The 11998-nt window shown below is 67.9% G+C and carries 12 protein-coding genes; 1 reads left to right on the top strand and 11 read right to left on the bottom strand.

Annotation, left to right across the window (positions count from 1 at the left end; all coding sequences use genetic code 11):
- Positions 1 to 28 precede the first annotated feature (28 nt).
- The gene (locus ACZ4W9_RS05990; protein ID WP_467933499.1) at positions 29 to 1849 is read left to right on the top strand and encodes a glycosyl hydrolase family 18 protein; all 1821 of its coding nucleotides are present in this window, start codon (positions 29 to 31) and stop codon (positions 1847 to 1849) included.
- 38 nt (positions 1850 to 1887) lie between these two features.
- On the opposite strand, the gene ACZ4W9_RS05995 is transcribed toward ACZ4W9_RS05990, so the two are convergent.
- From ACZ4W9_RS05995 to ACZ4W9_RS06045, 11 genes are all read right to left on the bottom strand, one after another.
- On the bottom strand, positions 1888 to 2334 hold the full coding sequence (locus tag ACZ4W9_RS05995) for a DUF2550 domain-containing protein (RefSeq protein WP_467933500.1): 447 nt from the start codon (positions 2332 to 2334) through the stop codon (positions 1888 to 1890).
- 154 nt (positions 2335 to 2488) lie between these two features.
- Positions 2489 to 2863 carry a F0F1 ATP synthase subunit epsilon gene (locus ACZ4W9_RS06000; protein ID WP_467933501.1) on the bottom strand — a complete coding sequence of 125 codons (375 nt, stop codon included), beginning with the start codon at positions 2861 to 2863 and terminating at the stop codon, positions 2489 to 2491.
- 110 nt (positions 2864 to 2973) lie between these two features.
- Positions 2974 to 4410, bottom strand: coding sequence for a F0F1 ATP synthase subunit beta (gene atpD / locus ACZ4W9_RS06005; RefSeq protein WP_362198338.1), 1437 nt, complete (start codon positions 4408 to 4410; stop codon positions 2974 to 2976).
- The gene (locus ACZ4W9_RS06010; RefSeq protein WP_467933503.1) at positions 4410 to 5327 is read right to left on the bottom strand and encodes a F0F1 ATP synthase subunit gamma; all 918 of its coding nucleotides are present in this window, start codon (positions 5325 to 5327) and stop codon (positions 4410 to 4412) included. Before ACZ4W9_RS06010 ends, atpD begins: the two co-directional genes overlap by 1 nt.
- Positions 5328 to 5348: 21 nt before the next feature.
- Positions 5349 to 6938: a F0F1 ATP synthase subunit alpha gene (gene atpA, locus ACZ4W9_RS06015; RefSeq protein ID WP_030610097.1), complete on the bottom strand. Its 1590-nt coding sequence runs from the start codon at positions 6936 to 6938 to the stop codon at positions 5349 to 5351.
- Between the two features lie 150 nt (positions 6939 to 7088).
- Positions 7089 to 7904: a F0F1 ATP synthase subunit delta gene (locus tag ACZ4W9_RS06020; protein WP_467933504.1), complete on the bottom strand. Its 816-nt coding sequence runs from the start codon at positions 7902 to 7904 to the stop codon at positions 7089 to 7091.
- Entirely contained in the window at positions 7901 to 8449 is a 549-nt protein-coding gene (locus tag ACZ4W9_RS06025) for a F0F1 ATP synthase subunit B (RefSeq protein WP_467933505.1), read from the bottom strand. Before ACZ4W9_RS06025 ends, ACZ4W9_RS06020 begins: the two co-directional genes overlap by 4 nt.
- A gap of 41 nt (positions 8450 to 8490) precedes the next feature.
- The gene (locus ACZ4W9_RS06030) at positions 8491 to 8733 is read right to left on the bottom strand and encodes an ATP synthase subunit c family protein (RefSeq protein WP_086697884.1); all 243 of its coding nucleotides are present in this window, start codon (positions 8731 to 8733) and stop codon (positions 8491 to 8493) included.
- 80 nt (positions 8734 to 8813) lie between these two features.
- Complete coding sequence (gene atpB, locus ACZ4W9_RS06035; protein ID WP_467933684.1) at positions 8814 to 9584, bottom strand: F0F1 ATP synthase subunit A; 771 nt, start codon at positions 9582 to 9584, stop codon at positions 8814 to 8816.
- A 273-nt stretch (positions 9585 to 9857) separates the two neighbouring features.
- On the bottom strand, positions 9858 to 10295 hold the full coding sequence (locus ACZ4W9_RS06040; protein WP_467933507.1) for a hypothetical protein: 438 nt from the start codon (positions 10293 to 10295) through the stop codon (positions 9858 to 9860).
- Between the two features lie 303 nt (positions 10296 to 10598).
- Positions 10599 to 11912 (bottom strand): MraY family glycosyltransferase, encoded by a 1314-nt coding sequence (locus tag ACZ4W9_RS06045; protein ID WP_467933508.1) that lies wholly within the window; start codon positions 11910 to 11912, stop codon positions 10599 to 10601.
- Between the last annotated feature and the right edge of the window lie 86 nt (positions 11913 to 11998).

Below are 11998 nucleotides of genomic sequence, written 5' to 3' on the forward strand. Positions count from 1 at the left end.
GACACCTCTACGACGAGGAAGGCGCAGCATGCGCTTCAGACACAGAGCCGCGGCAGGGTTCGCGTCCCTGCTGCTCCCCCTGGCCGGCGCCGTCGCTCTCGCGAGCCCCGCCCAGGCCGCCGGCAACGCCACGGCCACCTTCACCAAGACCAGCGACTGGGGTTCCGGCTTCGGCGGCCAGTGGACCGTCAAGAACACCGGCACCAGCAGCATCAGCTCCTGGACCATCGAGTGGGACTTCCCCTCGGGCACCAAGGCCACCTCGGCCTGGGACGCCACGGTCACCAACTCCGGTGACCACTGGACCGCCAAGAACGTCGGCTGGAACGGCACCATCGCCCCCGGCGCCTCCGTCTCCTTCGGCTTCAACGGCACGGGTTCCGGCTCCCCGTCCAACTGCAAGCTCAACGGCGACAGCTGCGACGGCGCCACGGTCCCGGGCGACGCCGCCCCGTCGGCCCCCGGCACCCCGACCGCCTCCTCCGTCACCGACACCTCGGTGAAGCTCTCCTGGAGCGCGGCCACCGACGACAAGGGCGTCAAGAACTACGACGTCCTGCGCGACGGCAAGAAGGTCTCCACGGTCACCACCACGTCGTACACCGACACCGGGCTGACCGCCGGAACCGACTACTCCTACACCGTGCAGGCCCGCGACACGGCCGACCAGACCGGTCCGGTCAGCGGCGCGGTGAAGGTGCACACCACCGGCGGCGGCACCACTCCCCCGCCCACCGGTGACAAGGTCAAGCTCGGCTACTTCACCGAGTGGGGCATCTACGGCCGGAACTACAACGTCAAGAACCTGGTGACGTCCGGTTCCGCCGCCAAGATCACGCACATCAACTACGCCTTCGGCAACGTCACCGGCGGCAAGTGCACGATCGGTGACTCCTACGCCGACTACGACAAGGCGTTCACCGCCGAGAACTCGGTCAGCGGCGTCGCCGACACCTGGGACCAGCCGCTGCGCGGCAACTTCAACCAGCTGCGCCAGCTGAAGGCCAAGTACCCGCACATCAAGGTGCTGTGGTCCTTCGGTGGCTGGACCTGGTCCGGCGGCTTCGGTGACGCGGCCAAGAACCCGGCGGCCTTCGCGCAGTCCTGCTACGACCTGGTCGAGGACCCGCGCTGGGCCGATGTCTTCGACGGCATCGACATCGACTGGGAGTACCCGAACGCCTGCGGTCTCACCTGTGACACCAGCGGGGCCGCGGCCTACAAGAACCTGATGGCCGCGCTGCGCGCCAAGTTCGGCGCCAACAACCTGGTCACCGCCGCCACCACGGCGGACGCCACCACCGGCGGCAAGATCGACGCCGCGGACTACGCGGGTGCCGCCCAGTACCTCGACTGGTACAACGTGATGACGTACGACTTCTTCGGTGCCTGGGACGCGAAGGGCCCGACCGCCCCGCACTCCCCGCTGACCTCCTACAACGGCATTCCGAAGGAGGGCTTCACCACCGCCGACGCGATGGCCAAGTTCAAGGCGATCGGCGTCCCCGCCAAGAAGCTGCTCATCGGCATCGGCTTCTACGGCCGCGGCTGGACCGGCGTCACCCAGGACGCCCCCGGCGGCACCGCCACCGGCCCCGCGGCCGGCACCTACGAGCAGGGCATCGAGGACTACAAGGTCCTGAAGACGTCCTGCCCGGTCACCGGCACCATCGCCGGCACCGCGTACGCGCACTGCGGCAGCAACTGGTGGTCCTACGACACCCCCGCCACCATCAAGACGAAGATGGCCTGGGCCAACAGCCAGGGCCTCGGCGGCGCGTTCTTCTGGGACTTCACCGGTGACACCGCCAACGGCGAACTGGTGAGCGCCATCAGCGACAACCTGTAGGACACCCGCGGGACCCGCGCTACAACCGAAAAAGAGTCCTAAGCGACATTGACGCGCTGACCGGGCGGGGCTGCTTCCAGCCACGCGAGAAATCCGGTCAGCGCGTCTTCGCTCATGGCGAGTTCGAGGCGCGTGCCCCGATGCGTACAGGCCAGCACCACCGCGTCCGACAGCAGCGCCAGTTCCTCCTCGCCGTCGGGCAGCCGGCGCCCGGCCACCTCGATCTGCGCCCGCTCCAGGACCCGGCGGGGACGGACGGCGTAGGAGAAGACCCGGTACCACTCGATGCGGTCGCCGTTGTAGCGGGCGACGCCGTAGGACCAGCCCTTGCCGCCCGCGTCCGGTTTCTCGGAGACGTCCCAGCGCAGCGAGCAGTCGAAGGTGCCGCCGGAGCGCTGGATGAGCCGGCGCCGCAGCCCGAACAGGAACAGTCCCACGACCACGAGCGCGACCACGATTCCGCACACAGTCAGAGCGAGGACCATCGGCACCGACCTCCTCGTCTCCTAGTTGGGGGAACTGCTTCTGTACTTGAGTAATGAAACGGAAAAAACACCCACATCTGCCTCAGCCGCGACCGGCACCGGATTACTCCGGGCCGGCCGCGGCTGAGTGACGTCAACGTACCGCGCGGCTGGATCAGCGCGCCGCCGCAGCACGCAGTCGGACGTCCGCGCGGCGCTCGGCGGCGGCGTCGCCCTCCGCCTTCGCCCGCTCCAGCTCCCGCTCCGTGCGCTGGACGTCGATCTCGTCCGACAGCTCGGCGATCTCGGCCAGCAGGGACAGCTTGTTGTCCGCGAACGAGACGAAACCGCCGTGCACCGCGGCGACGACCGTTCCACCTTCACTCGTACGGATGGTCACCGGGCCCGACTCCAGCACACCGAGCAGCGGCTGGTGACCGGGCATGACGCCGATGTCGCCGGACGTGGTGCGCGCGACGACCAGGGTGGCCTCGCCGGACCAGACCTGGCGGTCGGCGGCGACCAGCTCGACGTGCAGCTCAGCAGCCAAGAGTGGCTCCTCGGGTCACCACCCGGCAGGGGCGCCGGGTGTTGGGGTCAATTCTAGTGGGCGTGGGTGAGGGGGCGGGACGCGCCCGCCCCCTCCGATGAGCTCGGGGCTCAGGAGACGCCCAGCTCCTTCGCGTTCTTCTTGAGGTCGTCGAGACCACCGCACATGAAGAACGCCTGCTCGGGGAAGTGGTCGTACTCGCCGTCGCAGATCGCGTTGAACGCGGCGATCGACTCGTCGAGCGGCACGTCCGAACCGTCCACGCCGGTGAACTGCTTGGCGACGTGGGTGTTCTGGGAGAGGAAGCGCTCCACACGACGGGCCCGGTGGACGACGAGCTTGTCCTCTTCGCCCAGCTCGTCGATACCGAGGATCGCGATGATGTCCTGGAGGTCCTTGTACTTCTGCAGGATCGTCTTCACGCGCATGGCCGCGTTGTAGTGGTCCTGCGTGATGTAGCGCGGGTCCAGGATCCGGGACGTGGAGTCCAGCGGGTCCACGGCCGGGTAGATGCCCTTCTCGGAGATCGGACGGGACAGAACCGTCGTCGCGTCGAGGTGGGCGAAGGTGGTGGCCGGGGCCGGGTCGGTCAGGTCGTCGGCGGGGACGTAGATCGCCTGCATCGAGGTGATCGAGTGACCGCGGGTCGAGGTGATGCGCTCCTGGAGGAGACCCATCTCGTCGGCCAGGTTCGGCTGGTAACCCACCGCGGACGGCATGCGGCCGAGCAGCGTGGAGACCTCGGAACCGGCCTGCGTGAAGCGGAAGATGTTGTCGATGAAGAACAGCACGTCCTGCTTCTGGACGTCACGGAAGTACTCGGCCATGGTCAGGCCGGCCAGCGCGACGCGCAGACGGGTGCCCGGGGGCTCGTCCATCTGACCGAAGACCAGCGCGGTCTTGTCGATGACGCCCGAGTCGGACATCTCCTCGATCAGGTCGTTGCCCTCACGGGTGCGCTCGCCGACACCGGCGAACACGGAGACACCGTCGTGGTTGTTGGCGACACGGTAGATCATCTCCTGGATGAGCACCGTCTTGCCGACGCCGGCACCGCCGAACAGACCGATCTTGCCGCCCTTGACGTACGGGGTCAGCAGGTCGATGACCTTGACGCCGGTCTCGAACATCTCGGTCTTCGACTCGAGCTCGTCGAAGTTCGGCGCCTTGCGGTGGATCGGCCAGCGCTCGCCGTCGTAGGACTCGTCGACGTTCAGCACCTCACCGAGGGTGTTGAACACCTTGCCCTTGGTGAAGTCGCCGACCGGGACGGAGATGGCGGAGCCGGTGTCCGTCACCGGGGCCTGGCGGACCAGGCCGTCGGTGGGCTGCATGGAGATGGTGCGGACCAGGCCGTCACCCAGGTGCTGGGCGACCTCCAGGGTCAGGATCTTCTTCTCGCCCTCGTTCGCCGGGTCGGCGACCTCGACGTGCAGGGCGTTGTAGATCTCCGGCATCGCGTCGACGGGGAACTCCACGTCGACGACCGGGCCGATGACCCGGGCGACGCGGCCCGTAGCCGTCGCGGTCTCAACAGTGGTGGTCATTATCGGTCACTCCCCGCGGTCGCGTCGGCCAAGGCGCTCGCGCCACCGACGATCTCGCTGATTTCCTGGGTGATTTCGGCCTGGCGGGCCGCGTTGGCAAGACGGGAGAGCGTGTTGATCAGCTCACCCGCGTTGTCGGTGGCCGACTTCATCGCGCGCCGCGTGGCGGCGTGCTTCGAAGCGGCCGACTGGAGCAGCGCGTTGTAGATCCGGCTCTCCACGTAGCGCGGCAGCAGGGCGTCGAGGACGTCCTCCGCCGAGGGCTCGAAGTCGTACAGCGGGAGGATCTCGCCCTGGGGGGCGGTCTCCTGCGACACCTCGTCGAGGCGCAGCGGCAGCAGCCGGGCGTCGAGCGCCGTCTGCGTCATCATCGAGACGAACTCGGTGAAGACGATGTGGAGTTCGTCCACACCACCCTCGGCCGTGTCCTTCTGGATGGCCTCGATCAGGGGCGCCGCCACCGTCTTGGCGTCCGCGTACGACGGCTCGTCGGTGAAGCCCGTCCACGACTCCGCGACCTTGCGCTCACGGAAGTTGTAGTGGGCGACACCGCGTCGGCCGACGATGTACGTGTCGACCTGCTTGCCCTCGCGCTCCAAGCGCTCGGTCAGCTGCTCCGCCGCCTTGATGGCGTTGGAGTTGAAGGCGCCGGCCAGACCGCGGTCGCTCGTGAGGAGCAGGACCGCGGCGCGGGTCGGGTTGTCCGCCTCGGTGGTGAGCGGGTGCTTGGTGTTCGAACCCGTACCGACCGCCGTGACCGCGCGCGTCAGCTCGGTCGCGTAGGGAGTGGAGGCCGCCACCTTGCGCTGCGCCTTGACGACGCGCGAGGCGGCGATCATCTCCATCGCCTTCGTGATCTTCTTGGTCGCGGTGACGGATCGGATGCGACGCTTATAGACCCGGAGCTGGGCTCCCATGAGTCAGGTCCCTTCCTTACGTCACTTGGCGGCGGACGGGGCGTCCTCGCCGAGCAGCTTGCCGTCCGAGGTCTCGAACTGCTTCTTGAAGTCCGCGATCGCGTCGGCGACGGCCGTGAGGGTGTCGTCGGACATCTTGCCGCCCTCGCGGATGGAGGTCATGAGGCCCTGCTCCTGGCGGTGCAGGTACTCCAGCAGCTCCTTCTCGAAGCGGCGGATGTCGGCGACCGGCACCTCGTCCATCTTGCCGGTGGTGCCGGCCCAGACGGAGACGACCTGGTCCTCGGTGGACATCGGCTGGTACTGGTCCTGCTTCAGCAGCTCGACCATGCGCTGACCGCGCTCCAGCTGGGCCTTGGAGGCGGCGTCCAGGTCGGAACCGAAGGCGGCGAACGCCTCCAGCTCACGGAACTGGGCGAGGTCGACGCGGAGGCGGCCGGAGACCTGCTTCATCGCCTTGTGCTGGGCGGAACCACCGACTCGGGAGACGGAGATACCGACGTTCAGCGCGGGGCGCTGACCGGCGTTGAAGAGGTCCGACTCCAGGAAGCACTGGCCGTCGGTGATGGAGATGACGTTGGTCGGGATGAACGCCGAGACGTCGTTGGCCTTGGTCTCGACGATCGGCAGACCGGTCATCGAACCCGCGCCCATCTCGTCGGAGAGCTTGGCGCAGCGCTCCAGCAGACGGGAGTGCAGGTAGAAGACGTCACCCGGGTAGGCCTCACGGCCCGGCGGGCGGCGCAGCAGCAGCGACACGGCGCGGTAGGCGTCGGCCTGCTTCGACAGGTCGTCGAAGATGATCAGGACGTGCTTGCCCTGGTACATCCAGTGCTGGCCGATGGCCGAGCCGGTGTACGGCGCCAGGTACTTGAAGCCGGCCGGGTCGGACGCCGGGGCGGCGACGATGGTCGTGTACTCCAGCGCGCCGTTCTCCTCCAGCGCGCGGCGGACCGACGCGATGGTGGAGCCCTTCTGGCCGATGGCGACGTAGATGCAGCGGACCTGCTTCTTGGGGTCGCCCGAGCGCCAGTTGTCGCGCTGGTTGATGATCGTGTCGACGGCCAGGGCGGTCTTGCCGGTCTGGCGGTCACCGATGATCAGCTGACGCTGGCCACGGCCGATCGGGGTCATCGCGTCGACGGCCTTGTAGCCCGTCTCCATCGGCTCGTGCACCGACTTGCGCTGCATGACCGTGGGGGCCTGCAGCTCGAGGGCGCGGCGGCCGTCGGTCTCGATCTCGCCGAGGCCGTCGATCGGGTTGCCGAGCGGGTCGACGACACGGCCGAGGTAGCCCTCGCCGACCGCGACGGAGAGGACCTCACCGGTGCGCGTGACCGGCTGACCCTCCTCGATGCCGCTGAACTCACCGAGGACGATGGCGCCGATCTCGCGCTCTTCCAGGTTCAGCGCGAGGCCGAGGGTGCCGTCCTCGAACTTCAGCAGTTCGTTGGCCATGGCCGAGGGCAGGCCCTCGACCTTCGCGATGCCGTCGCCGGCAAGGGTGACCGTACCGACCTCCTCGCGCGAGGCCGCGTCCGGCTTGTACGACTGGACGAAGTTCTCCAGCGCGTCCCGGATCTCCTCCGGCCGGATCGTGAGCTCCGCCATCTGGGTTCCCTGCTCTCCTTGTTGGGCCCGAAGTTTCACTTTGGGGGTCTGGGGGCGACCCCCAGGAATCCTCTGCACGGCCCAACCAGGGCCGTAAGTACGTACTGCGTCTCTCGGTATGCGCCGAGGGACCGATCTATCGAGTTGCTGCTAGCTCGCCATGCGGCGGGCGGCCTCGTCGAGCCGGTCCGCGAGGGAGCCGTTGATGACCTCGTCACCGACCTGCACCCGGATGCCGCCGACGACCTCGGGGTCGACATGGAGGTTGAGGTGCATGCGACGGCCGTAGAGCTTGGTCAGGGCGGCGCCGAGGCGCTGCTTCTGGCCGTCGCTCAGCGGCACCGCCGTGGCGACGACGGCGACCACGCGGTTCCGGCGCTCGGCGGCGAGCTTGGACAGGGACTCCAGTCCCGCTTCCAGGCTACGTCCACGCGGCGCGGTGGTGAGGCGCGTCACCAGTCGCTCGGTGGCAGGCTTGGCCCGCCCGCCCAGCAGCCGGTGCAGCAGCTCGGTCTTGGCCGAGGCGCCGGCGGCGCGGTGGGTGAGCGCGGCGCGCAGTTCGGTGCTGGAGGAGACGATCCGGCCGAACCGGAAGAGCTCGTCCTCGACGTCGTCGAGCGTGCCCGTCTTCTCCGCCGCCGTGAGGTCGGCGATGTCCGCCAGCTCCTCCAGCGCGTCCACCAGGTCGCGCGGCTGCGACCAGCGGGACCGCGCCAGTCCGGACAGCAGGTCGGCGGTGGACCCGCTGACCTGGCCGCCGATCAGACGCTGGACCAGCTGGGCCTTCGCCTCTCCGGGCTGCGCCGGGTCGGTGAGGACCCGGCGCAGGCCGGCCTCGCGGTCGAGCAGCGCGGTGACGGCCGCCAGCTCGTCGGCGAGCTGCGCGGCGTCCACGGACGTGGAGTCCGTCAGCGCGTCGAGACGCTCCCGGGCGGCTGCCAGTGCCTCGCGGCTCGCTCCGTTCATCGCGTGGCCTCGGCCTTCTCCTCGAGCTCGTCGAGGAAGCGGTCGATCACACGGCTCTGGCGGGCGTGGTCCTCAAGGGACTCGCCGACGAGCTTGCCGGCCAGTTCGGTGGCGAGCCGGCCGACGTCCTGACGCAGCGCGGACGCGGCGGCCTTGCGGTCGGCCTCGATCTGCGCGTGACCGGCGGCGACGATCTCCTCGCGCTGACGCTGGCCCTCGGCCCGCATCTCGGCGATGAGCGCGGCACCCTGCTCCTGCGCCTCCTGGCGCAGGCGCGCGGCCTCGTGCCGGGCCTCGGCGAGCTGAGCCTTGTACTGCTCAAGGACGCTCTGGGCCTCGACCTTCATGGCGTCGGCCTCTTCGATGCCGCCTTCGATCGCCGCGCGACGCTCCTCCAGAACCTTGTTGATGTTCGGAAGCAGCTTCTTCCAGAAGAAGAAGAACACGATGGCGAAGGCGATGGTGCCGACGAGCAGCTCGGGGCCCGGAGGGATGAGCGGGTTCTGCTCTTCCTCGGCCGCCAGCTGCACCAGGTTGGCGATCACATCAGTGCCTTTCGTCGATGCGTGTCAGTAAGAAAGGGTGATCACTTACCGAACACGAACGGCATAACGATGCCGATGAGGGCGAGCGCCTCACAGAAGGCGAAGCCCAGGATCTGGTTGGCGCGGATCAGACCGGCCGCCTCGGGCTGGCGGGCGAGAGCCTGCGTGCCGTTACCGAAGATGATGCCGACGCCGACGCCGGGGCCGATCGCGGCGAGGCCGTAGCCGATGGAACCGAGGGAGCCGGTGACACCGTCGGCAGCAAGGGTCTGGAGAGCGGACATGCCGGTTCTTCCTTCTCTTTCATGGACCGGTGGGGGTTGGCCACCGGACGTCTGGGGGTTTACAGGGCGGGTGGTTCGGCTCAGTGGTGCTCGGCGAGAGCGCCCTGAATGTAGGAGCAGGCGAGGAGTACGAAGACGTACGCCTGGACGGCCTGCACGAAAAGCTCGAAGAGGATCATGACCATGGTCATGATGAAGGAGACGCCCGCGGCGGGGACCATCCAGCTGTTCAGCAGGTACCAGGAGGCGACGGTGAACATCACCAGCATCAGGTGACCGGCGAACATGTTGGCGAAGAGTCGCACCGCGTGGGTGAACGGGCGGACGATCAGGTTCGAGAGGAACTCGATGACCATGACCAGCGGCAGGACCGCGCCCAGCGACTTGTCGTAGCCCGTGACATTCTTGAAGAAACCGACGAAGCCGTGGCGCTTGAACGTCAGTCCGACCCAGAGGATCCAGACGAGCGCGGCCAGGACGACCGGGAAGGCGAAGACGGAGGCGACCGGGAACTGGGCCAGCGGGATCACGGACCAGATGTTCATGATCCAGATGAAGAAGAAGAGGGAGACCATGAGCGGTACCCACTTCTCGCCCTCGCGCTTGCCGAGAGTCTCGTACACGATGCCGCGGCGCACGAAGTCGTAGCCGGCCTCGCCGATCATCTGGATCTTGCCCGGGACGACCTTGGCCTTGCCGAAGGCCGCCCAGAAGAACGCGACGACGAGCACGGTGGTGATGAGCGCGAGCAGCATCACCTTGTTGAACTCGTAGCCCCCGACGGTGCCGATCGGCTTGAACAGGAACGAGTGCAGGCCCGGAGCCGGGAAGCCGCACCCGTTGTCGGACATGATCCGACAACTCCAGTCAAAGGCGAGCTGGGTCTGGTCAGCACTCACCGCGGGCTCCTTCGGCGTGACGCATGGGTACGGCAACCTCGTTGTGTCGGCGCGGCACGCGGCCGCGGATCGGCACCGGACTGGTGTTACGGATGTGGGGGCGGCTGGGGGGCATCGAGCCTCGCGATCGAGCAGGCGTCAGCTCAGATGCCCGCGCCCGCGATGCCGCAGTTGGCACCGGACGATAGCAGGAGATCTCACAAGCCTTTATCCCGCCCCTACTCCTCACGACTTCGGCCCTGTGTTCGCGGGCTTCTCACTCTTCGCGGAGTCCGGGTCGATGTAGAAGATCTTGGCCTTCATGTGCGCGCGAGCCTGCGCGGCCATCCACACGACGGTCGCGACAACGAGCGACACGGCGAACGTCTTCGCGTTGAAGAGGGAGGTGTCCTTGAAGACAGCGACGAAGATCAGGAGGAGCAGCAGCTGAGCGACGTAGAGCAGGAGCCCCATCGCCTGGAACAGCTGCGGGAGCGTTTTTGCCGTCCACTGGAGCACATAGAGGCCGATTCCCATGAACAGGACGGCTAGCACCGTGCCGACGGCCGCACCGAGCGCACCCTTGCCTCCCGCGACCGCGGCGCTCACGGCGACGACGATCGCGCCCGCAGCCGCTGTGGGCACAGCGATCCGCAAGAGGTTCCGGGCGTCATTGGACGGCATGGCGGCAACTCCGCTTTCACAAGGGGGCAGGGTGTCGTCATGGACGAGCGTAGTCCCGGACCGAGTGATCGAGATCTCACACCTGCGGACCGTCGCACTGAGGCATCTCGGTCCTATCCGGGGTTCTCGTGAACCGTATCACAAACTATTTGATGAGGTCTTTACCTGTTGGGTGTGCTGGCTGTCACACATGAGAGTGAACGTGCCCGTCTGTGCAAAAACGCCGCCCAGTTGTCTGGTATTAGGGCGCTTTGCTCCCCCACGAGTTGGCAATGCTCTAGTCAGATTCTTACCTTGGCCGTCTCAGCCGCGGTCGGGGAAACGCGATCGGGCGCCGATCGCGGTCGCCCCGTTGACGCCCGAGATCCCGGCCGGGACCGGGGACCGCTCCGCGCTCTCGGCGCCCTCCTCGGCGGCGGCGGATTCCGCGGCGGCCTCGGGGGCCGGGCGGCGCCTGCGGTAGCGCGGCGGCACGAAGCGCTGGGCCCACAGCGGCACGCGCGGGGTGAAGCGCGGAAGCAGCAGCAGGACCAGGCCGATCGCGCTGAGGAAGACCACGCCCAGCACGATCCACATCGACGCCGAGTTGACCGAGTACGCCAGCGCCCCGAAGCCGATCAGCGCCGACCAGAAGTACATGATCAGCACGGCCCGGCTGTGCGAGTGGCCGATCTCCAGCAGACGGTGGTGCAGATGGCCGCGATCGGCGGCGAACGGGGACTGGCCCCGCCAGGTGCGGCGGACGATCGCCAGCACCAGGTCGGCCGCCGGCACGGCGATGATGGTCAGCGGGAGCAGCAGCGGGATGTAGACCGGCACCGTCTGGTGGACGGCCGCCTTCTCCGAGCCGGTGAACAGCGCGAGGGCGTCCGGGTCCACCTGGCCGGTGATCGAGATCGCGCCCGCCGACAGGACCAGGCCGATCAGCATCGAGCCGGAGTCGCCCATGAAGATGCGCGCCGGGTGCATGTTGTGCGGCAGGAAGCCCAGGCACATGCCCATCAGGATGGCCGCGAACAGGGTGCCGGGGGCGGCGGCCTCGATGCCGTACGAGTACCAGATCCGGTAGGCGTACAGGAAGAACGAGCAGGCCGCGATGCACACCATGCCGGCCGCGAGACCGTCCAGGCCGTCCACGAAGTTCACCGCGTTGATCGTGATGACCACCAGGGCCACCGTCAGCAGCGTGCCCTGCCACTGGGTCAGCGCGACGTTCCCGACGCCCGGGATGGGCAGCCACAGGATCGTCAGACCCTGCATGACCATCACGCCCGCGGCGATCATCTGGCCGCCCAGCTTGATCAGCGCGTCGATCTCGAACTTGTCGTCCAGGACGCCGATCAGCCAGATCAGGGCGGCCCCCGAGAGCAGCGCCCGCGGCTCGTTCGACTTGGCGAAGACCTCGCTGAGGTTCGTCAGGTGGTCCGCGACCAGCAGGCCCGCGCACAGGCCGAAGAACATCGCGATACCGCCGAGACGCGGAGTGGGTTCCCGGTGCACGTCACGGGCCCGGATCTCCGGCATCGCCCCGGCCACGATCGCGAACTTCCGTACCGGCCCCGTCAGCAGATACGTCACCGCGGCCGTGATGCAGAGCGTCAGCAGGTATTCACGCACGGGCTTCCCCACAGGTCTCGCTGGCCATCACAGCCTCACACCCTAGCGACGGATGCATATGGATGAGGACGGCCGGGTAGCGACGG

The organism is Streptomyces sp. NPDC029296, from assembly GCF_055569255.1.